General features: G+C 63.4%; 20 protein-coding genes. 6 read left to right on the top strand and 14 right to left on the bottom strand.

Features of this window, described 5'->3' with window-relative positions; genetic code table 11:
* Nucleotides 1–95 precede the first annotated feature (95 nt).
* Entirely contained in the window at nucleotides 96–1,592 is a 1,497-nt protein-coding gene (locus GVL04_RS21010) for a M60 family metallopeptidase (protein ID WP_159708136.1), read from the top strand.
* 3 nt (nucleotides 1,593–1,595) lie between these two features.
* On the opposite strand, the gene GVL04_RS21005 is transcribed toward GVL04_RS21010, so the two are convergent.
* Nucleotides 1,596–2,204: a TetR/AcrR family transcriptional regulator gene (locus GVL04_RS21005; protein WP_159708134.1), complete on the bottom strand. Its 609-nt coding sequence runs from the start codon at nucleotides 2,202–2,204 to the stop codon at nucleotides 1,596–1,598.
* 99 nt (nucleotides 2,205–2,303) lie between these two features.
* Here GVL04_RS21005 and GVL04_RS21000 point away from each other — a divergent pair, with 99 nt between their 5' ends.
* The gene (locus GVL04_RS21000) at nucleotides 2,304–2,603 is read left to right on the top strand and encodes a hypothetical protein (protein ID WP_159708132.1); all 300 of its coding nucleotides are present in this window, start codon (nucleotides 2,304–2,306) and stop codon (nucleotides 2,601–2,603) included.
* A 79-nt stretch (nucleotides 2,604–2,682) separates the two neighbouring features.
* Here the strand turns inward: GVL04_RS21000 and GVL04_RS20995 are convergent, their stop codons facing one another.
* Genes GVL04_RS20995 through GVL04_RS20985 form a run of 3 tightly spaced genes read right to left on the bottom strand, consistent with a single transcriptional unit; the run spans nucleotide 2,683 to nucleotide 6,109 of the window.
* Nucleotides 2,683–3,639, bottom strand: coding sequence for a ribokinase (locus tag GVL04_RS20995; protein WP_159708130.1), 957 nt, complete (start codon nucleotides 3,637–3,639; stop codon nucleotides 2,683–2,685).
* Nucleotides 3,636–5,078, bottom strand: a complete 1,443-nt coding sequence (locus GVL04_RS20990; RefSeq protein WP_159708128.1) for an MFS transporter — start codon at nucleotides 5,076–5,078, stop codon at nucleotides 3,636–3,638. The genes GVL04_RS20995 and GVL04_RS20990 overlap by 4 nt, the downstream gene beginning before the upstream one ends.
* Complete coding sequence (locus tag GVL04_RS20985; RefSeq protein WP_159708126.1) at nucleotides 5,078–6,109, bottom strand: nucleoside hydrolase; 1,032 nt, start codon at nucleotides 6,107–6,109, stop codon at nucleotides 5,078–5,080. Before GVL04_RS20985 ends, GVL04_RS20990 begins: the two co-directional genes overlap by 1 nt.
* A gap of 161 nt (nucleotides 6,110–6,270) precedes the next feature.
* Here GVL04_RS20985 and GVL04_RS20980 point away from each other — a divergent pair, with 161 nt between their 5' ends.
* Nucleotides 6,271–7,305, top strand: coding sequence for a LacI family DNA-binding transcriptional regulator (locus tag GVL04_RS20980; protein ID WP_159708124.1), 1,035 nt, complete (start codon nucleotides 6,271–6,273; stop codon nucleotides 7,303–7,305).
* Here GVL04_RS20980 and GVL04_RS20975 read toward each other — a convergent pair.
* On the bottom strand, nucleotides 7,289–7,654 hold the full coding sequence (locus GVL04_RS20975) for a hypothetical protein (protein ID WP_159708122.1): 366 nt from the start codon (nucleotides 7,652–7,654) through the stop codon (nucleotides 7,289–7,291). The two genes, GVL04_RS20980 and GVL04_RS20975, sit on opposite strands and share 17 nt — an antisense overlap.
* A 36-nt stretch (nucleotides 7,655–7,690) precedes the next feature.
* Nucleotides 7,691–8,314, bottom strand: a complete 624-nt coding sequence (locus tag GVL04_RS20970) for a LysE family transporter (protein ID WP_159708120.1) — start codon at nucleotides 8,312–8,314, stop codon at nucleotides 7,691–7,693.
* 139 nt (nucleotides 8,315–8,453) lie between these two features.
* Between GVL04_RS20970 and GVL04_RS20965 the strand changes: the two genes are divergently transcribed.
* Nucleotides 8,454–9,545 carry a DNA polymerase IV gene (locus GVL04_RS20965; protein WP_200846920.1) on the top strand — a complete coding sequence of 364 codons (1,092 nt, stop codon included), beginning with the start codon at nucleotides 8,454–8,456 and terminating at the stop codon, nucleotides 9,543–9,545.
* 24 nt (nucleotides 9,546–9,569) lie between these two features.
* On the opposite strand, the gene GVL04_RS20960 is transcribed toward GVL04_RS20965, so the two are convergent.
* The 5 genes from GVL04_RS20960 to GVL04_RS20940 form a co-directional block, all read right to left on the bottom strand.
* A complete protein-coding gene (locus tag GVL04_RS20960; protein WP_159708118.1) occupies nucleotides 9,570–10,553 on the bottom strand; it encodes an aldo/keto reductase in 984 nt (327 codons plus the stop codon).
* 18 nt (nucleotides 10,554–10,571) lie between these two features.
* Nucleotides 10,572–11,798 (bottom strand): RNA polymerase sigma factor, encoded by a 1,227-nt coding sequence (locus tag GVL04_RS20955; protein ID WP_200846919.1) that lies wholly within the window; start codon nucleotides 11,796–11,798, stop codon nucleotides 10,572–10,574.
* Nucleotides 11,799–11,801: 3 nt separating this feature from the next.
* Nucleotides 11,802–12,161 carry a YciI family protein gene (locus GVL04_RS20950; RefSeq protein WP_105692194.1) on the bottom strand — a complete coding sequence of 120 codons (360 nt, stop codon included), beginning with the start codon at nucleotides 12,159–12,161 and terminating at the stop codon, nucleotides 11,802–11,804.
* A 98-nt stretch (nucleotides 12,162–12,259) separates the two neighbouring features.
* Complete coding sequence (locus GVL04_RS20945; protein WP_159708116.1) at nucleotides 12,260–13,075, bottom strand: methyltransferase domain-containing protein; 816 nt, start codon at nucleotides 13,073–13,075, stop codon at nucleotides 12,260–12,262.
* 44 nt (nucleotides 13,076–13,119) lie between these two features.
* Nucleotides 13,120–13,659: a MarR family winged helix-turn-helix transcriptional regulator gene (locus tag GVL04_RS20940; protein ID WP_159708114.1), complete on the bottom strand. Its 540-nt coding sequence runs from the start codon at nucleotides 13,657–13,659 to the stop codon at nucleotides 13,120–13,122.
* A gap of 165 nt (nucleotides 13,660–13,824) precedes the next feature.
* Here GVL04_RS20940 and GVL04_RS20935 point away from each other — a divergent pair, with 165 nt between their 5' ends.
* Entirely contained in the window at nucleotides 13,825–15,999 is a 2,175-nt protein-coding gene (locus tag GVL04_RS20935; RefSeq protein ID WP_159708112.1) for an MMPL family transporter, read from the top strand.
* Here the strand turns inward: GVL04_RS20935 and GVL04_RS20930 are convergent.
* The 3 genes from GVL04_RS20930 to GVL04_RS20920 form a co-directional block, all read right to left on the bottom strand.
* On the bottom strand, nucleotides 15,996–17,549 hold the full coding sequence (locus GVL04_RS20930; protein WP_159708110.1) for a PEP-utilizing enzyme: 1,554 nt from the start codon (nucleotides 17,547–17,549) through the stop codon (nucleotides 15,996–15,998). The two genes, GVL04_RS20935 and GVL04_RS20930, sit on opposite strands and share 4 nt — an antisense overlap.
* 169 nt (nucleotides 17,550–17,718) lie before the next feature.
* Nucleotides 17,719–18,201, bottom strand: coding sequence for a GNAT family N-acetyltransferase (locus GVL04_RS20925; RefSeq protein ID WP_159708210.1), 483 nt, complete (start codon nucleotides 18,199–18,201; stop codon nucleotides 17,719–17,721).
* A gap of 59 nt (nucleotides 18,202–18,260) precedes the next feature.
* A complete protein-coding gene (locus tag GVL04_RS20920; protein WP_159708108.1) occupies nucleotides 18,261–18,617 on the bottom strand; it encodes a metalloregulator ArsR/SmtB family transcription factor in 357 nt (118 codons plus the stop codon).
* 114 nt (nucleotides 18,618–18,731) lie between these two features.
* On the opposite strand from GVL04_RS20920, the gene arsB reads away from it, so the two are divergent.
* On the top strand, nucleotides 18,732–19,832 hold the full coding sequence (gene arsB / locus GVL04_RS20915) for an ACR3 family arsenite efflux transporter (protein ID WP_327785622.1): 1,101 nt from the start codon (nucleotides 18,732–18,734) through the stop codon (nucleotides 19,830–19,832).
* Nucleotides 19,833–19,840 lie beyond the last annotated feature (8 nt).

The following is a 19,840-nucleotide window of genomic DNA, read 5'->3' as shown; positions in this document are numbered from 1 at the left end:
ATTTCAAAGAAACTCTTGCCTTAATCAATAGTAAGCGCTTTCATTTTAACCCGTGAGGCCGGTCATAGTGATTGGCCCGGACAAAAGGATGATCCATGACTGAAAGCCATAGCCCCGTCCCCGTTTCCCACGACGCCGATAATGCCGGGATAGCGTCCCTGGGGCGTCATGCCATCAGCAGGCGTGGTGCCTTGGGCGCCATGGCGGTGGTTGCCGGCGGCCTGATGGCGCCGTGGGCTGCCGGTCCGGCTGTGGCTGATACCCGAACCAGCCAGTCGCGCAGCCAAATCGTCACGGCGATGCCGGATTCACATGGCTCAGAGGAGGACAGGCTGCAGATCTCCTTGTGTACCACCAACCTTCAATCCACGGGGTTTTACCTGCCGGCAAATGCGTCGTTGATCGTGTCCGTCAAGGCGATGACCGCGCCGGATGCCGTTCTGGTGATTGGGGCGCCCGACGCCGATGCCCGCCCTGAGTTCAAGAAGTCCCGTGAGTACCCACTCAAGCGGGGAAAGAACGTGATCACTGATGCCGGGGGCGGAGTGATCTATTACAAGGTGATCGGCAACAGCGGCTACGTCAATGCCACGCTCGACACCGCTGCCCAACCGATGCCGTACTTCGTCTATGGCCGGACAAGCGAGCTTGAGTTCCAGCGCCAGCTCGATGAGCGCCCAACCCCGTTTGTGGAATTCGTCAGTGCACATGCCACAGTCACTGTGGAGCGCGCGTCTGCCCTGCGGTATCGCTCCGAGAACCACTCAGATTTGATGTTCACATTCGAGGACCTGATCTCCATCGAGGACGTGACCAGCGGCTACGACGGCTCCAGTCCATTCCATGCCCGCCAAGCGCACCCGTATCACCTGGTGGGGTATCCCTCGGCGATTGCCAACGTTGGCGCCTACGCAACGCATGGGCACACTTCCTTTCCGCCGCCCATCCAGGACCGCCTCCTGACGGTGGAGGGCCTGCGCATGCGGGGCTGGGGGATCTATCACGAGCTGGGTCACCAGCACCAGCAGGTGACCTACAAGCCAACGTCACTGACAGAGGTCACGGTGAATATCTACTCGCTCGCCGTGAATGCCAGCTTCGCCAAGAAGTACGGCCAGCAACCACGGCTGCACGTCCCGGACGCCACCACGGGTCTGACGCCTTGGGAGTCTGCCGTGCCCATGATCGGCAGCGAAGGGGTGGTGTATGGGACCACGTTCGACGGCATGGAGCGTCTGGTCATGTTCGAGCAGCTGCGCTTGGGCTTCAAGAACTTCTGGCCCACGCTGCACAAGATCGTCCGGGAGCAGCGCCCGCCGAAGGGTGATTACTGGGACGAGGTCTACAGGCTGCGCAACTTTGTGGTGTGGGCGAGCAAAGCCGCCAAGGACGACTTGAGCGACTTCTTCCTCAAATGGGGCTTCGCGGTGGATGATGACGCGCGTGCCCAGATCGCAGCGGCAGGGCTCGTGCCGCCGTCGAGCGATCCAACGCTGATCCGCGACGAAGCGCAGCTCATGTTGGCCAAGCAAATCCAGGCGCAGAAGTCCCTGGCGGCGCGCTCGCAGTTCGAGGAGGCCGGGACGCTGTAGCTGCTAGGCGCTGGTCGCTGGAGCGTTGGCTTCGGCGGCCAGCGCTGCGGCGGCCAGGTGAACGGTGCGTACGACGGCGGCACGTCGCCTTTCGGTCCGGCCGGGCCTGTCGCCGGCCATCAGTCCGTCGAGTGCTGGCAGCACTGGTGCGGCGTCGCAGAGGCTCACGATCGTGATGAGCAGGTCTCCGGCGTCTTCCCTGGAGATGCCGGGCAGGGCGGCGATGGTGCTGTTGACCTTCGAGGCGCAGTTGGCCATCCGCTTGGGCAGGCCCACAACGTCTGTGCCCCGTTCCAGGCCCTCCCAGAAGAGGAGGCGTGGTGCCGTTGCGTCCTTCTGGTGGTGGTCGAAGAGGCGTCCGGCGTAATCGGCCATGGCTTCGGGCCCGCTGCCTTCAATGGGAACTTCGTCCATAAGGGTGCTCAGCGCGGCAACGATCACGGCGTCGAAGAGTGCGTTCTTATTGCCAAAGTACTGGTAGATCCGCTCTTTGTTTACGCCTGCCTCAGCTGCGATGCGGTCGATGCGGGCGCCGGCCAGTCCACGCGCGCAAAACTCCGACGTTGCTGCCTCGAGCAGCAGTCCCTTTGTTCGCTCTGTGTCCCACGCCATAGGGTCATATTACCAGTTTCCAACTAAGTAGTTGTAATTGTTTGCCGTCGCGGTTATGGTGAATCCAAGCCAATTGCAACTATCTGGTTGGAGAATGCCATGACTGCCCAAGCCACCCCCGAAACAACTACTCCTGCAACTCGCCCGCATATGCCGTCCGTGCACACCCGGGCGCTCATCACCTGGTTGGCGATCTTCCCGCTTGTGTCCCTGGGCATGCTGCTGCTCGGCCCGGTCATGGAGCCGTGGCACCCCGTCCTGCGGGCACTCCTGCTGACGGCGCTGGTGGTTCCGGCTGCCGTTTACGTTGTGGTCCCGCGGCTCATGGCCGGCCACGGTGCTCTGTCCCGCAAGGCCGTGGAGCGCTCCGCCCGCCGCGCCGCCCGCAAGTCCGCTTAACCCAAGTAGGTCGCAGTTAAACGCGTTTTGAGAGCTCAAAATGCGCTTAACTGCGACCCAGTTGGGTGCAGCGCCGGGACTAAGCGTCCCGCAGCTGCTCGACGTCGGCGATGCTTGGGTACGCGGCTTGCGTACCCTTCTTCGTGGCAGCCAACGCTGCGGCTACCGAGGCAAACGCTGCGGCCTCGGCCAAGGTTTCGCCAGCGGCAAGACGCGCGGCAACGGCTCCCGTGAAGGCATCGCCCGCACCTGTGGTGTCTACGGCGTTGACCCGTGTCGGGGCAATGCGGGTGATCTGATCCTCGGTACCGCGGGCAAGCGAATCCAAAACCACAGAACCCTGCGCCCCAAGTGTGACCAGCACACGCTGCAATCCACGGTCGGCGAACTGGCTACGGACCGGCTCCCACGCTTCGGCTTCGGCGTCGGCATCGGGAACGTCAGCTTCGGCGCCGAGGAACAGGGAAGCCTCGTGCGCATTCACCAACAGCACGTCGCTCAAGCCAGCCAAAAGCTCAGGCACCTCAGCGTACGGCGAGAGGTTCAGCAGAACGGTCGAGCCGGCGTCGTGCCCTGCTTGGGCGGCCGCGATCACAGTATCGACCCCCACTTCGAGGCACAGGCAGACAACAGCAGCATCCCGGAAAGCATCGGCAGTAACGTCGGCGGGGACCAGCGTGCCGTTGGCGCCGGCAGAAATGATGATGCTGTTCTCGCCGCTGGCATCGACGGAAATTACCGCAACGCCTGTGGCCTTATCCGAGCGCCGCACGCGGGATACGTCCACCCCGGCGCTGGCTGTCGAGTCCAGGAGCATGGCGCCGTTGGGGTCATCTCCCACGGCACCGATCAGGCTGACCTGGCCGCCGAGCTTGCTCGCGGCAACGGCCTGGTTGGCACTCTTTCCGCCGGGATTTACGGCGAAACCGTTGCCATGGACCGTCTCCCCGGGCTCGGGGAGTCGGTCGCAGTAGATGGTGAGGTCGGCATTGAGGGAGCCGACGACGACGATTCCCGCCTTGGGTGCGTTGGTCATGCGGTCACCTTTTCGGTTTCGCTCACTTCTGCGTCGACAGGCTTCGGAATCAGGAGCGATGCTGCGAAGGCCGCCAACGTGATGGCAAGGCCCACCACTACAACGGTCAGGTAGGAGGCCTTGGCGTCATTCAATGATGCTGTCGCGACGAGGACGGCAGGAAGGACCAGGAAGCTCAACCCGGCGCCCAGGTTGAAAGCGCCCGCGTTCATGCCCGGCAGGAAGCCCGGGTTGCCCTGCGGCGAGAGGACCACGCCGAGTCCGTTAAGCATGATGTTGACGGTACCGGCGTACATGATGCCCAGCAAGGCCGTGCCCACGATCATCATGGGCAGGTTGTTGAGGCCGAAGAAGGCGATGATCGCCAGGGCAACGAGGCTGCCCACCAGGCCGATGCGCAGGACCTTCGTGTAGCCCAGGACAGGTGCAAGGCGGCCGCTGATCGGTCCGAACAGCCAACCGAGCAGCGCATAAGGGGTCAGGATGATCAGCGACATCTCCGTGGGACCAACGCCAAAGCCCGGATCCGCTGCCTGCACATATGCCGGGACGATGCCGTTGATGACCGCGAAGATACCCGTCATGGTCAACGTTGTGGTCAGCAGCGGCGCCCAGGTTGAGCGCTGGCGCAGATGCACGGTTTCCACCATGGGCTGCTTGGCACGCTTCTCGACGGTCCAGAAGGCAAAGAACGCGACGACGGCAATCACCGTGAGCACGATCGCCAGCGTCAACGTGCCGGCGTCGAAGGCCGTGGCCAGCTTTGCGCCCTCGTTCAGTGCCGTCAGCAGCGCGCCCACGGCGATGACGATGCAGAACACGCCCAGCCAGTCCATGGTGGTGCCGGCGGCAGGCTTGCTCTCGCCGGCCAGGATGGCGACCAGAACGGTGGCAACCAAGGCCAGTGCGACCATGAGCCAGAAGATGCTGCGGAAACCGAAGTTCTCGGCGAAGTAGCCGCCAACGAACGAGTCGACGCCGGCCACGCCGCCGTTGACCGCTGTGATGAGGCCCATGAGGGTGCCGTATTTGCGCGGGTTGGTGACCGCGGAGCGAAGCATGATCAGGCAGAGCGGAACGGTGGGGCCGCTGACCCCCTGGATGATGCGGCCCACGAACAGCCACGTGACGTCCGGGGCCATCGCTGCGATGACCGAGCCGACAGCCATCAGGAGCATCATGCCCACAAGGATCTTCTTCCGGCCCACGATGTCGCTGAGGCGGGGGAGGAACAGTGAGAACAGGGCTGCGGCCGTGAAAAACCAGGTCTGGGACAGGCCGATGGTTGCCTGGTCTGTGTTGAGCTCGTTGCCCATGGTGACCAGCGCGGGGCTGAGCATGGAGGCGTTGAGCTGGAAGGCCACACAGGCCGCCAGCAGGGCAACCATGAGGGCAATGACGTTGCCGCGGGAGGACTTGGTTTCTGCGAGGGTCGACATTACTTGGCCTCGCCTGCCAGAACGGTCTCAGCGGTGGCGTTAGCGCCGCCGTCGAGCGTGGGCTCGCCGATCCGCTCGATCGCGTCGGTGACCAAGTCCCAGAACTTCTTGTGGTCCAGGTCCACGGCGACGGACGTGTGGCAGTCCTCCGGGGCGGGTGCGCGGAAGTCGGCAACGGTCATGCCGAGGGTGAGCTTGCCCTGGAGTTCGATGTCCACGGGGACCTTGCGGGTGGTCATGACGGTGGGGTCGATGACGTAGGCGACGGCGCACGGATCGTGGACCGGAGGGAAGTCGAAGCCCTGCGCGTCCTTGTAGGTCTTCTGGAAGAAGTCCATAAGCTCCATGACGAACTTGGCCGGCTTGGTGCCGATAGCGGCGATCCGGTCCACAACCTCGTCGGTTGCCAGCGCCTGATGCGTGAGGTCGAGGCCTACCATCACCACGGGCCACTTTTCGTTGAAGACGATGTGCGCGGCTTCGGGGTCGATGATGATGTTGAACTCCGCCACGGCGCTCCAGTTGCCCACGTGGTAACCGCCGCCCATGAGGACAACTTCCTTGACACGCTCAACGATGCGGGGCTCCTTGCGGGCAGCCATGGCGATGTTGGTGAGGCCCGCGGTGGGGACGAGGGTGACGGTGCCCGGCTGGTGTGCCATGACGGTTTCAATGATGAGGTCGACGGCGTGGCGCGGGTCCAGCTCGATGGCGGACTCGGGCTGCTCCGGGCCATCCATGCCGGAATCACCGTGGATGCTGGGGGCCGTTTCGATGGTGCGGACCAAGGGCCGGTCGCAACCTGCGGCGAAGGGAACGCCGGTGATGCCGGCAATCGTGGCGACCGAGAGGGCGTTGCGGGTGACCTTCTCGAGGGTCTGGTTTCCCACCACGGTGGTCACCGCGAGCAGTTCGATGTCCGGGTTGCCGTGTGCCAGCAGCAAGGCCACTGCGTCGTCATGGCCAGGGTCGCAGTCAAGAATGATCTTCTTGCGTGCTGTTATGGGTTTGGGGTCCACGTTTCTCTCCACGTCATTGGGGCCTGCCTGGTACTTGCCCGGGGCAGGGCGCTAAGCATTCAAGGGAATTCTGGCACCGGTTTACGGTTACGTCAAACGCTTAACGTGGATCGCGTCAAGCGCTTGATGCTTTGTCGCAGCTCAGGGCGGCGTAACAACGTTACGATCGATGCATGGAATCCCTGGATCGGCGGAACACCCGTGCGCCCCGCGTCACTGCTGCGATGGTGGCGGCGCGCGCCGGGGTTTCCACGGCCACGGTCTCCTTGGTGGCCAACGGCAAAACGCAGGGGCGCGTGTCTGACGACAACATTTCCCGTGTCCGTTCCGCCATCTCCGAGCTGGGGTACGTGGTGGACAGCATCGGGAGTTCGTTGGCTCGCGGGGTCAGTTCCATTGTCATTCTGGTGACGCCGGACGTGTCCAACCCGTTCTTTGCCAATGTCATTGCAGGCGTGCGGGAGTCGCTTGGCTCCCAGTACCAGCTGCTGCTCTCCGTCACCGACGCCGGTGAGTCACCGCAGGCCGACGACGTCCGCAAACTGCTCGCCCTCCGGCCCGCTGGTCTGCTGGTGGGTGCCCCCAGTGCAGAGTTCCTGGAGGATCTCTCCGCGGCCGGACCCCTGGTGCTGCTGGACGCGCCAGGACTCGAATCCTACGCGCCGTCCGTGAACCTTGATGTTGCCCAAGGAGCCCGTGAGCTGGCCCGTCATTTGGCGTCTTCCGGTCATACGCGTGCGGCCTACGTGGACGGCATCACCGGAACCGCTACCTTCCAACTGCGCAGGGAAGCGTTCCTGGAGGAGGCCGCCCGCTGCGGACTCTCGGTCGCCGATGGTCACGTCATCAGCACCCCGATCGACGTCGGTGCTGCCGCTTCCGCGTTCGCCGACGCCTGGCCGGGCTGGCAGCGTGAGGGGGTGACCGCCGTCGTCTGCGGCACTGACACGCATGCTTACGGCGTGTTGCAGGAGGCCCGCGTTGAGGGTGTCCGGATCCCTGAAGAGCTTGCCGTGGCGGGCTTCGATGACCTGCCCTATTCGGCCACGAGCAACCCCAGCCTCACCACCGTGCACCTGCCCGCCACTCCGCTGGGACGCAAGGCGGGGGAGCAACTGCGCGGACTGATGGAAGGACTGGCGCTGTACGAACCGCATGTGACGCTGGAGAGCTCGCTGGTGGTGCGGGGATCTACGTCGCCTGCTTAGGGGCAAGCGGGCGAAGCTGGTCTTCCGGGACGGGGTTGGGCACCGTGAAATAGATCTGGGGCGCCGTCATATCACCCCAGTCTTCCTTCTTCACCCGGACCGTGTCAGGTGTGACTTCGGCGATCCGGACGCGCAGCCAAGCGCCGTCGTCGAGCAGTAATTCGTGGGGGTCGGCGAGGTATCGCAGGCCGAGGTCATCGAGCGTTTCCTCGGCGGTGAACCAATCCACAACGTCCGTGCGGGGGCGTCCCAGCATGTCAATTGCGACGAATCCGTCATCCACGGGCTTCATCCAGCCCACGTGCTCGCCATCGTCCGAACGCCGGTGCTCGATCCAGTCAGCTTCCATGCCTCGAAGGTAGCACCGCTTCCGAGGCCGCCGTGGCTAGTGAATGACGGCGAGCAGGATACCCACCAGGACGAACAGGCAACCGAAAATCCGGTTGAGGACCTTCTGGCCATGCTGGTCATGGGTGAACCGTTGGAATGACCGTGCCGCCAGGGCGAAGAAGAACCACATGACCATGATGTCGATGAACAAAACTGTGGCTGTCAGCACGGCGTATTGCTGGAGCAACGGCTGGTCCGGCCGGATGAATTGCGGCATGAACGCCAGGAAGAAGACGATGGCCTTCGGGTTCAGCAGGTTCACCCAGATGCCTCGTTGGAACATGGAGACGGCGGACTCGTTCTTTTTGTCCGCAACCTCTTCCTTGTCCAGGTCCGGCTTGTGCAGGAACTGCCTTATGCCGAGGTACACCAGATAGGCTGCCCCGGCGTAGCGGATGACGTTGAAGATCACCGGTGAATTGGAGACCAGTACGCCGACGCCCAAAGCGACGATCACGATATGGATGACCAGCGCCACCTGCTGTCCGAGGATGCCCCAGAGTGAGCGTCGGAAACCGGAATTGAGCGAGTTGCTCATGGTGAAGATGGCACCGGCGCCGGGAGTGAAACTGATCAGGGTGCCGGCGCCAACCAGGGCCAGCCAAAGTGAAAACTGCACACCTCAGCTTATGCCCGGTAAGTGCGTGGTTTGGACGCGCGCCTTCGTCACCCACTTTGGCGACGGCGAACCGGGAATGCACCCGGAATGGGTTGATTTCGGCGGACGCCCAACCCAAAGAGGGTCTGGAAGCCGCGGCATGGGGCAAACTGGTGCCGTGAGCGGAATCCCGTGGGTGCTGCACGTCGATCTGGACCAGTTCATTGCCGCTGTCGAGATACTCCGGCGGCCCGAGCTCGCGGGTAAGCCCGTCATTGTGGGTGGCCGGGGAGATCCCACGGAACGGGCTGTGGTGTCCACCGCCTCTTACGAAGCGAGGGCGTTCGGCGTCGGCTCCGGAATGCCCCTCCGAATAGCGGCCCGCAAAGTGCCCGACGCCATCATCCTGCCCGTCGACCAAGAGGCTTATCTCGCGGCCTCGGACGTGGTGATGGCCACCCTCCGTGCCCAGCCTGGGGCTACCGTCCAGGTGCTGGGTTGGGACGAGGCGTTTGTGGGTGTCGAAACCGAGGACCCGGACGCCTACGCCCGGCAAATACAGGCCGCAGTCCTTGAGCAGACCCAACTCCACTGCAGCGTGGGCATCGGTGACACCTTGGTCCGCGCAAAGAACGCGACGGATTTCGGCAAACCCGCTGGCATTTTTCGGCTCACCAAAGAGAACTGGCTGGACGTCATGGGTGCCCGGCCCACCAAGGAGTTGTGGGGCGTCGGTCCCAAAGTGTCTCAGCGGTTGGCGAAGCACCAGATCACCACTGTGGCTGAACTCGCGGCGGCCGATCCCCAGGAACTGGTCCCGGAGTTCGGCCCCAAGATGGGACCTTGGTATGCGCAATTGGGACGCGGAGAAGGTTCCAGCGAAGTGGATGACACTCCGTGGGTCGCCCGCGCCCACGGCCGCGAAACTACCTTTCAGCAGGACCTGACCGAGCCCGCCCAGATCTCTGACGCTCTCAAGGAGTTGACCGCACGCGTCCTGGAAGACGTAGCAGCGGAAGGACGCCCTGTGATCGGGCTGACCCTCAAAGTGCGATACGCGCCGTTCTTCACCAAGACCTACGCGAGGAAGATTCCTGAGACTTTCGACCGGGAAGAAGTCCTCGCGCAGGCCTTGGAGCTTACAGCGAAAATGGAACCGGAACGCCCTATCCGGCTTTTGGGTTTGCGTGCCGAAATGGCGATGCCCGAAGAAGCCCGAAAAGGACACACGCCTACGCGCAGCGGTTGGTGAAAGCGCTCGACGGCGGCCAGCCGGCTACCAGCGCGGGTGGATCGCTTCGCGGAAGTAGCGGTCGTAAATGTCCCGGACTCCGTCAGCCAACCCGGCTCCGACGACCTGCAGCCCTCCAGCTTCAGCGTTGGCCCGTGCTTGCTCAGCCGAACGGGCACCGGGAATGACCGCAGTGACGCCGTCTTGGGCGATGACCCAGGCGAGGGCCGCCTGCACGGTGGTGACGCCGTCGGGCACTAATCCGCTGAACTCCTGGGCCGCCTTGACGCCGGTGGCGAAATCGACGCCGGAGAAGGTCTCGCCGACGTCGAATGAGGACCCGTCGCGGTTGTAGTTCCGGTGGTCGTCCGCGGGGAATTCCGTCGCGGCCGTGTATTTCCCGGACAGCAAACCGGAGGCCAGCGGCACGCGCGCGATGATTCCGACGCCTGCTTCCTTGGCCGCCGGAAGCACTTCGTCGAGGGGCTTGAGTCGGAAGGCATTCAGGATGATCTGAACGGATGCGGTGTTGCCACGTTTGATGGCTTCGAGTGCTTCATCCGTGCGTTCGACGCTGACGCCGTAGTTGCGGATGGCGCCTTCACTGACCAGGGTGTCCAGTGCGTCGTAAACCTCGGCGCTGCTGTAAACGGAGGTGGGCGGGCAGTGCAACTGGACCAGGTCCAGGGTGTCCTGCTGCAGGTTGCGGCGTGAACGGTCCGTCCATGCCCTGAAGTTGTCCAGCGTGTAATTCCCGTGCAGTTGATCCACGCGGCGGCCCATCTTGGTGGCTACCGTGATGCCCAGATCCGGATTGGCACGCAGGAAGCGTCCGATGATCTGTTCGCTGCGGCCATCCCCATAGACGTCAGCGGTGTCGAAGAAATTGACGCCGGCATCGACCGAGGCTTCCAACACGGCAACCGCGTCCTCTTCGGTGACGTCACCCCAGTCCGCTCCGAGTTGCCAGGTGCCCAGACCCACCGTAGAGACGGATCGGCCGGTCTTGCCAAGTATGCGCTGTTCCATGGGTTCGACTATATGGGGTCATTGCCCGTCCAGCCTCGCCACTTTACCCATCAAGTACCGCCGCTCCTGCAGGCTCCCGGTCGTCTTCGCAGCGGACAGGTAGGCGGCACGTGCCTCTGCAAGGAAGCCTGCCATTTCCAGCAGATGCCCGCGTACAACATCCAGTCGGTGAGACCGCCCAAGCACCGAATCCAGCCCGGCCAGCAACTCAAGTCCGGCAACGGGACCGTTCACCATGGCCACGGCAACCGCGCGGTTCAGTGCAACCACCGGACTTGGCGCTACGGCTTCAAGGACTGTGTACAGGGCAAGGATCTGCGGCCAATCAGTGTCATCGTTGGAGGCGGCCTCCGCATGAACGGCAGCGATTGCTGCTTGGAGTTGGTACGGCCCGGCCGCGCCCCGTCCCAACACGGAAGACAGGAGGGCGATGCCCTCGTCAATCTGCCCGTGGTTCCACAGGCTCCGGTCCTGCTCGGCAAGCGGCACCGGCATGCCGTCGGCTGTTGCCCGGGCGGAGCGGCGGGAATCAGTGAGCAGCATCAGCGCCAACAGGCCGGTTGCCTCCAACTCACGCGGCACAACAGCCAGCAGCAAGCGCGTCAGCCGGATGGCCTCCGTGGTGAGCTCCTCACGCTGCAGGGACTCACCTGAGCTTGCCGCGTAGCCTTCGTTGAAGATCAGGTACAGGACGTGAAGTACGACGCCGAGCCTCGCCTTGCGCTCGGATGCCGGCGGCATGCTGAACGTGGCCCCCGCCTTCTGGATCCTTTGCTTCGCGCGGCTGATGCGCTGTCCCATTGTCGCTTCGGGGACCAGGAAGGCCGAGGCGATTTCCGCCGTCGTGAGTCCTCCGACTGCCCGCAACGTCAAGGCGAGTTGCGACGGTGCTGACAACGCTGGGTGGCAGCAGAGGAACATCAGGGTGAGGGTGTCGTCGGCTTCTGATGCGGAGCTGTAGGAGAAGTCACCATTCATGGCCGCGACGCGTTCCTCCCGTGCACGTCGGGCGCTTTCGCTTCGATAAAAGTCCACCAGCCGACGGGACGCGACTGCCATCAGCCAGGCCCTCGGGTTGTCCGGCAGGGCGGTTGGCCACTGAAGGGAGGCCTCAAGGAGTGCTTCCTGGACGGCATCCTCGCAGGCATCGAACTGCCCATGCGTCCGGGCCAGCACGCCGAGGACCTGCGGCGCCAAGGTGCGCAGCAGGTCCTCGATTCGTGCTTCCGGTGAAGACTCGGCCAAAGGCTAGACCTCGGGCGGCCCGTCCGGGATGGCGCGAAGCTCAACAACCTGCGAGTACTTCACAATGCTTGAACAGATCTCGACGGCGCGTTCCTCACTTGCGACATCAACCACCCAGTAGCCCACCAGGGACTCCTTGGATTCGGCGTAGGGACCGTCTGTGGTGATGACGCCGTCCGGTGTCTGCTTGACGAGCTTCGCGGTGCTGCCATCGGCCAGGCCCGCGTTGAAAACGAGTTCACCGGATTCGGTCAGGTCCTTGTCGATCTGGATCATGAACCCGATCATTTCCTTGATCCACTCCGGATCTGCGGTTTCCATCATGCCTTCGGCCGACCCGAACATCATGATCATGTATTTCATCTCAAACTCCTTGTGAGGGGCGCCCTTTGTGGGTGCTTTCACTCATGGTCGGAACTGCGGTGGGCTTTTCTACATGGTTCGGGAAACTTTTTGGAAAACTACGCCCGGGCAATGACTTCGCCGTTGGGAATCAGGAAGTAGCCGTCATCGGTGGCTCCCCAACGGTGCCAGCCAGCGGCGATCCGGGCGAGGTCGGCCTCGTTGGCGAAGCCGTACTCCAACGCCTGTTCGGCAAAGGCAGAGTGCAGCACCCGTTCGCTCCAGACCCTGGACTGCCAGGCGCGCTGTTGGGCTGTGGCGTACAGCCAGTTGCTGCTGGTGGGAGCGACCTGGGTGAAACCTGCCTGCTGGGCCCACGAAACCAAGCGACGGCCGGCGTCGGGTTCTGCTCCGTTGCGGCGGGCTATCTTTTGGTAGAGCTCCATCCAGTCGTCCAGCTCCGGGACTTCCGGGTACCAACTCATGCCGTGGAAATCGGCGTCGCGCACTGCAACGATGGCGCCGGGCTTGGCTACCCGGCGCATCTCGCGCAATGCCGCGACGGGGTCGGTGAGGTGCTGGAGCACCTGGTGGGCGTGGACGAGGTCGAACGACTCATCCTCGAAGTCGAGATCGTAGATATTGCCGGTCTGGAACGTCACGTTGTCCACGCCACGCTCGGTGGCCAGCTCGGTGGCCTGAGCGACGATATCCGCAGACCGGTCCAAACCGATCACTTGCGCGGGCGCAACCATCCCCGCGAAATCGCAGGTGATGCTGCCCGGCCCGCACCCGACATCGAGTACTGACGTCCCTGCGGTGAGATGGGGAATCACAAACGCGGCCGAATTCTCGACCGTCCGTGAGGCGTGGGCCCGGACAACCGACTCGTGGTGTCCGTGGGTGTAGACATCTTCAGGCTGCTGCGCGTTCATAGGGAAACGCTACAACTTGGACGATGAATTTAGGTGCCTTGCGGCTAGTCACTCTTGCGCGTGGCTTCTTCACGGGCGGCGAGGGTGGCCTCCACCATGTCCGTCATGAAGCGCTGGACGAGGTCCAATTCCTCGGCGCTGTACGCCGCCATGGCCTTGCCCATGCGGATGGCGAGTGGCATGAACATGGCGCTTCCGTCGCGGTAGGCCTTGGGTGTCATGTGCAGCTGGACCTGGCGCCGGTCGGTGCCAAGGCGTTCGCGCACCACGTGTCCGCTGGCATGCAGGCGATCAACCAACGCAGTGGTTGCGGGGGAGCTGAGTCTGAGTTCGGTGCGAAGGACGCCGGGCGTGACCACCTTGCCCGCTGCGGAGTGGCGCATGATCACAGCGAGCGCATTGAGGTCCGTGCGGTGCATGTCGTTCCGGCCGCCTGCGGCGTCAACATAGTGGTTGGCTTCGAGCGTGAAGTCCTGGAGGAGCCGGACAAGTTCCTGGGGAGCCGCGTTGTCGGGGCGGCCTGACGGGTCGTGGCCGGCTGCGGGTCCGCTGCTGTGGGGTCGCGGGGCTGTTGGGTTCGACATGTCCGCCCTCCTGCCAGCGTGGTCTCTTGTTTACTGCCTTCCGGATATTACTCCCAGCTGCCGGGGAAACCGGCATCAGCGTCCGAACAGCCTTGGAATAGTTCCATGATAGAGATAATCTATGGTGGAATAAAGACCTCAAGCTTCCCCACTGAAGAAGGACTCATGAACCCGCAGAAAGTACCGTTCTGGCTGCGCTGGCTGCTGCCCGTGGTGCTGGTCATCACCTGGCTGGGCATCGCAGGAATTGGCGGCCCCACGTTCGGGCGCCTGGACGAAGTCTCGTCCAACGACCAAGCCTCATTCCTCCCGGCCGGTGCCGAAGCAACGGAAGCCGGAGACTGGCAGGCAAAATTCCGGGACTCCGACGAGATCCCTGCCGTAGTCATCGTGGAGAACGACGCCGCATTCACGCCGGCACAGCTCGGCGAAGCAGCCCAGCTGAAAGCCGACATTGAGGCACTCAAGCTGGGGAGCGCCGTCGTCGGACCTATCCCGTCCGAAGATGGCAAGGCCGTCCAGTTCATCGTGCCGATGGCGTCCTCCGATGAGCTGCGCGCGAAAGTCCAGGAGCTGCGCGACGTGGTCCAGCCCGGCGCGCCCGACGGCATGAAGGCTTTCGTTACGGGACCTGCCGGCCTGACCGCGGACCTCGTCAACGCATTTGGTGGGATCGACGGCATCCTGCTGCTGGTTGCGTTGGGTGCTGTGTTCCTGATCCTGCTTCTGGTGTACCGCTCAGTTGTGCTGCCGTTGGCTGTGCTGTTTACCTCGGTGTTCGCCTTGTGCGCTGCCATCCTGCTGGTCTTCGGCATGGCGAAACTGGGGTGGATCCAGTTGAACGGCCAGAGCCAAGGCATTCTCTCCATCCTGGTCATCGGTGCTGCCACCGACTATGCGTTGCTCTATGTGGCGCGTTTCCGTGAGGCGCTAACGCACACCACCAACCGCACGCAGGCTGTGATCACCGCATGGAAAGCATCGTTCGAACCGATCCTTGCCTCCGGCGCCACTGTCATCATCGCGTTGCTCTGCCTGCTCTTCTCGGACCTGAACTCCAACAAGGCGCTGGGGCCCGTCGCGGCGGCCGGTATCCTTTGTTCGCTGTTCGCTGCCCTCACCTTGCTGCCCGCGCTCATGGCGCTGCTCGGTCGTGCGGCCTTCTGGCCCTTCCGGCCCAAGCTGCTGCCCGACGACGAACGCGAACCCGAGATCGTCACCGGCCTTGAGGGGCAAAAGGGTCTATGGCGCGGCATTGGAACTCTGGTCTCCAAGCGGCCACGGGTTGTCTGGGTGGCTTCGGTCCTGCTGCTCCTCGCTGCTTCGACAGGCCTGATGCAGTTGAAGGCCAACGGTGTCCCGCAAACGGATGTCATCCTCTCCCAGTCGGACGCCGTTGACGGCCAGGACGCGCTGGCGCGCCACTTCGACGCCGGCAGCGGAAGCCCCGCCGTCGTCGTCGCCTCGCAAGGTGCCGCGCAGCAGGTCCTGGACAAAGTCAAAGCGGCCGACGGCGTGGGTGACGCCTATCTTCTGGCGGACGGAAACGTGCCAATCACTGGCGCTCCCGGCGCGCCTGCTGAACCCGCAGTCCGCGACGGCCGGGTGCTCATTAACGCCACGCTGAACTCCGCCGCGGACTCGATTGAGGCTGAGGAAGCTGTGAAGTCGCTGCGGGTGGCGGTACGCGAGGTTGATTCCGATGCTCTTGTGGGTGGAGTGACGGCGACCGCTCTGGATACCAACACCACCGCGCAACGCGACTTGGTGGTCATTATCCCGATCGTGCTGGTGGTCATCCTGTTCATCCTGATGCTCCTGCTGCGTTCGGTGGTGGCTCCGGTGCTGCTGGTGCTGTCCGTGGTTCTGTCCTATGGGGCTGCAATGGGTGTCTCTGCATGGGTGTTCAACGGGATCTTCGGATTCTCCGGGGCTGACGCCACCGTGCCCTTGTTCGGATTCGTGTTCCTGGTGGCCCTGGGCGTTGACTACAACATCTTCCTGATGAGCCGGGTCCGTGAGGAGTCGCTGAAGCACGGAACGCGGCCCGGAATCCTGCGGGGTCTGGCTGTTACTGGTGGCGTCATCACCTCCGCTGGTGTTGTGCTGGCCGCTACGTTTGCTGCGCTGGGCGTCATCCCCATCATGTTCCTGGTGCAGCTCGCGTTCATCGTGGCGTTCGGTGTGCTCCTGGATACGGTGCTGGTCCGCTCGTTGCTGGTACCCGCGCTGGCGTACGACATCGGCAGCAAGATCTGGTGGCCGGGCAAGCTTGGACGTCAGTCGTCAGCGGCCTCGGTTGGGTCTCGCGAGGAGGAAGAAGCCTCGGTGGGGCGTTAGTCCGCTGATCCGTCATCCGGGACGACGTAACCCGCGCCGCCATCCACGGTCACCAGCTGGCCTGTATGGAGGCGCCGGGTTGCGTCGCCCGTTCCCACAACGGCGGGGATTCCGTATTCACGGGCAATGATCGAGGCGTGGGCGGCGAGCGTTCCTCCGTCGGTGACCACGGCGGCTGCCCTGGTGAAGAGCGGTGTCCACGCCGGTGCCGTGGAGCGGGCAACCAGGATTTCGCCCGCCTGGAAGCTGCTGAAATCCTTTGGTCCCTCCATGATCCGCACCCTGCCGCTTGCGCGCCCAGTGCTGGCCGGGTGGCCGACGATGGCATCCTTTGGATATTCGGAAGAGGTTCTGGCTGCTTCCACGGCGTTTGCCACGGGATCGTATCCTGACCTGCCCGGTTCGCCTCCAAACCTCACGGGTTTGCCAATGGTGAGTGGTGCGTCCAGTTGCCTTTGCAGATGCCAGGTGGTTCGGCGGCTCTCCACTTGGGCTCGCAAGTCCTTTTTCGGGTGCCGGACCTCGTCCAACGTCTCGTCCACAGTGAGGAAGTGCATGTCCTGGGGATCGGCAATGGTGCCACTGGAGACGAGGTGCTCGCCCAGCCGTAGGGCGCAGCGGCGCAGGACCGGCCACCCCAGGCTCAGGTGCTGGGCTTGCTCTTCCCGCACGGCGGCGTAGTAGCGGGTCATCGTGAGCAGGGAGTCGAATCGCGTCAGCATCCCAGGGGAGTCAAGCAGGGCGTTGCGGGCCGCGGCTTCGACCTGGGACCGTTGCTCACTCAGCTTCGAAGAGACCTCGATCCGGGACTCCACAGCCGCGGCCAGATCCGGTTGCCCCATCTCGCCGGCAGTGGGGTGGTACCAGTCGAGGGAGTACACAGCATGCGGAGACGGCGCTGTCGGGGTTCCAGTCACTCCACGGAGGAGTACTTGGTGGCCGAGCCGACTCGCTGGGAGTCCGCTGAGAGGTCCGGCCAGTTCCTTGCGCCAAAAGCTGGCCAGTGCCGATTCCATCTTCCAGGCAGACCCGCCCACCACGGCCAGGGACCATAGCTGTATTCCGGCCTGCCGACTGATGGCGTCGACCGTCTCGATAAGGCCTTCCGGCGAAGCCGTCCCGGCTTCCCGCTCCGCCTGGCCGATGAGTGTCCGATACTCGGGCAGCAATTGCTCACGCCATTTCAGTTCCAGCGCGTGGAGGACTGCCCGATGCGCGGCAGCTGGGTTGCTTGACACTCGGAGAAGGACGTTGACGAGGAACCACGGCAGGCGACCCCGGCTGCGGAGTATCAGAGACGCCACGGTCCAGGGTTTGGGAATGGGCGGGGAGTTGAAATACCAGCCGTTGACGGAGCCGTATCGAAACGGCACACGCACACGGACATCACCCTCCATGCCGTCGAGGAATCCGGACTCGATCCGGGGAACGAGCCAGTCCGCGAAGAGCGGTGTCATCGGGTCAGGGAGCCACTCACCGAGTCGGAAATTGCGTGCCCATACGCCCTTGCCCGGTGCTGCCCAGCTGACGGGTTCTGGCTGGGTAGTCATGGGGCGGGCCTGAGAGGCGACGAGCTGGCCGAATTGGTCCAGGTCCCGTTCTTTGCCGTGAGGGCCGGCTCGGTGTTGCCCATGGAATCTCCCAGAAGTGATGACCTTATGCGGAGACGCTACTCCGGTGCATCACCGTGGTCGAGACGCTTGGGCTTGCAGCTTGGACCTAAAGCACCGAAGATCTGCGCTCAATCAGGACGGTGTCCCGCCACTGCCCGGCCAGGGGACCATGCGGCATGCGGGCGATTCGGTTTCGTCGGCCCACAACGTTGAACCCCTCATCGTTATGGAGCCTGAGGCTGGCTGCATTCTCGGGGAAAACGCTGGCTTGGATCGTCCAAATGCCCGCATTCTCGGTGGAGGCGATGAGGGCGCGGAGGAGGCTCTTGCCAACGCCTAGCCCTCGGGCATCTCCTGCGACGTAGATGGAATGCTCCACGACACCCGAGTAAGCGGCCCGCGAGGACACTGGGGAAACGGCGGTCCAGCCCAGAACCTGGCCCTCCTTTTCAGCGACGAGTCGGTGATCCTTGAGTCGCGTTGCGTCGAAGTGGTCCCACTCTGGCGCGGCGGCTTCAAAAGTGGCGTGTCCGGAGTCGATACCTGCGGTGAAGATCTGCCTGACACGTGGCCAGTCCGTCGACGTCATGGGTCGGATGCGGACTCCACTGGCGTCCGTGGCGCGCGGGCTGGTTGTCGCGTGGCTGGTCACAGGCTCTCCAGCAGGCCGGTGGTCCGTTCAATGGCGCCGGGGACCAGCGAATAGTACGCCCATGTGCCACGTTTCTCGCGGTGGAGGAGGCCGGCATCGACCAGGATCTTCAGATGGTGGGACACCGTCGGCTGCCCGAGGTTCAGGGGCTCGGTGAGGTCGCAGACGCATGCTTCGCCGCCCTCTGAACCCTTGACGATGGACAGGAGGCGCAGGCGGTTGGGATCAGCGAGGGCCTTGAACACGGATGCCCTCAGCTGTGCCTCGTAGTCGTCGATGGATGGTTGTCCCGACGGCTCGCAGCACGCTTCTGCTTCCACTGCTGTCAGCTCAAGAGTTTGCCCGGAGTTCATGCATCCATTATGCACATACATTGACAATCATCGATATAGCTGGACATACTCAATATCGAAGTTCATCAATCTATAAGTCCGGTCCGTTGGCTGGGCGTCAGAGCCAGGAGTCTTGTGAGTACCCCGACGCAAACCGCAGCCCGAGAGGATACCCCGGTGTCCGACGTCGTGCGACAGCTCTCCGCTGTGGATCGATTCCTGCCCGCCTGGATCATGTCCGCCATGGCTTTGGGCCTGCTGCTGGGCAGCCTGGTTCCCGGCTTGAATACCGCACTGGAAGCCGTGAAGATCGGCGAAGTCTCCTTGCCCATCGCCGTTGGCCTGCTGGTGATGATGTACCCGGTCCTGGCCAAGGTTCGCTACGACCAGGCGCATCTGGTGTTGGCCGACCGAAAGCTGCTGGTCACGTCACTGGTGATCAATTGGGTACTGGCCCCGGCCTTCATGTTCACGCTTGCCTGGGTGTTCATCCCCGACCTGCCGGAGTACCGGACCGGGCTCATCATTGTGGGCTTGGCCCGCTGCATTGCCATGGTGATGATCTGGAACGACCTCGCCTGCGGAGACCGTGAGTCCGCGGCCGTTTTGGTGTTCATCAACTCCGTCTTCCAAGTGATCGCGTTCGGCGCTTTGGGCTGGTTCTACCTCCAGTGGCTGCCATCCCTCCTGGGACTTCCCACCACGTCCGCCGACTTTTCCTTCTGGGCCATCACGCTCTCGGTTTTGATATTCCTGGGCATCCCGCTGCTCGCTGGACTGCTGACCCGCGTCATCGGTGAGAAGGTCAAGGGTCGCGGCTGGTACGAGCAGAACTTCCTGCCAAGGATTGGTCCCTTGGCGCTCTACGGACTCCTTTTCACCATCACGCTCCTCTTTGCCCTCCAAGGTGGGACCATCACGTCCAGGCCGATGGACGTTCTCCGCATCGCTGTGCCCTTATTGGTCTACTTCGTTGTGGTGTTTGGCGCCGGAATGCTGATCGGGCGCTTTTTGAACCTCGGGTACGCGAAAACCACCACCCTGGCGTTCACTGCGGCGGGCAACAACTTCGAACTCGCCATCGCCGTAGCGATCGGAACCTTCGGCGTGACGTCCGGTCAGGCCCTCGCCGGTGTCGTCGGACCCTTGATTGAAGTACCCGTCCTTGTTGCACTTGTGTATGTAGCCCTCTGGGCGCGCAAGCGCTGTTTCACCCCCACCCATATCGCTGCCTGATCTTTGAG

Source organism: Arthrobacter sp. 18067 (assembly GCF_902706295.1).
GTDB lineage: Bacteria > Actinomycetota > Actinomycetes > Actinomycetales > Micrococcaceae > Arthrobacter.
The sequence above is the reverse complement of the archived record's forward strand: the minus strand, read 5'-3'. Positions and strand labels throughout refer to the sequence as shown.

Bases quoted from the DNA above. Each gene is read 5' to 3' on its own strand.
- GVL04_RS21010 (WP_159708136.1), top strand. From the start codon at position 96: ATGACTGAAAGCCATAGCCCCGTCCCCGTTTCCCACGACGCCGATAAT.
- GVL04_RS21005 (WP_159708134.1), bottom strand. From the start codon at position 2,204: ATGGCGTGGGACACAGAGCGAACAAAGGGACTGCTGCTCGAGGCAGCA.
- GVL04_RS21000 (WP_159708132.1), top strand. From the start codon at position 2,304: ATGACTGCCCAAGCCACCCCCGAAACAACTACTCCTGCAACTCGCCCG.
- GVL04_RS20995 (WP_159708130.1), bottom strand. From the start codon at position 3,639: ATGACCAACGCACCCAAGGCGGGAATCGTCGTCGTCGGCTCCCTCAAT.
- GVL04_RS20990 (WP_159708128.1), bottom strand. From the start codon at position 5,078: ATGTCGACCCTCGCAGAAACCAAGTCCTCCCGCGGCAACGTCATTGCC.
- GVL04_RS20980 (WP_159708124.1), top strand. From the start codon at position 6,271: ATGGAATCCCTGGATCGGCGGAACACCCGTGCGCCCCGCGTCACTGCT.
- GVL04_RS20975 (WP_159708122.1), bottom strand. From the start codon at position 7,654: ATGGAAGCTGACTGGATCGAGCACCGGCGTTCGGACGATGGCGAGCAC.
- GVL04_RS20965 (WP_200846920.1), top strand. From the start codon at position 8,454: ATGGGGCAAACTGGTGCCGTGAGCGGAATCCCGTGGGTGCTGCACGTC.
- GVL04_RS20960 (WP_159708118.1), bottom strand. From the start codon at position 10,553: ATGGAACAGCGCATACTTGGCAAGACCGGCCGATCCGTCTCTACGGTG.
- GVL04_RS20950 (WP_105692194.1), bottom strand. From the start codon at position 12,161: ATGAAATACATGATCATGATGTTCGGGTCGGCCGAAGGCATGATGGAA.
- GVL04_RS20945 (WP_159708116.1), bottom strand. From the start codon at position 13,075: ATGAACGCGCAGCAGCCTGAAGATGTCTACACCCACGGACACCACGAG.
- GVL04_RS20940 (WP_159708114.1), bottom strand. From the start codon at position 13,659: ATGTCGAACCCAACAGCCCCGCGACCCCACAGCAGCGGACCCGCAGCC.
- GVL04_RS20935 (WP_159708112.1), top strand. From the start codon at position 13,825: ATGAACCCGCAGAAAGTACCGTTCTGGCTGCGCTGGCTGCTGCCCGTG.
- GVL04_RS20930 (WP_159708110.1), bottom strand. From the start codon at position 17,549: ATGACTACCCAGCCAGAACCCGTCAGCTGGGCAGCACCGGGCAAGGGC.
- GVL04_RS20925 (WP_159708210.1), bottom strand. From the start codon at position 18,201: ATGACGTCGACGGACTGGCCACGTGTCAGGCAGATCTTCACCGCAGGT.
- GVL04_RS20920 (WP_159708108.1), bottom strand. From the start codon at position 18,617: ATGAACTCCGGGCAAACTCTTGAGCTGACAGCAGTGGAAGCAGAAGCG.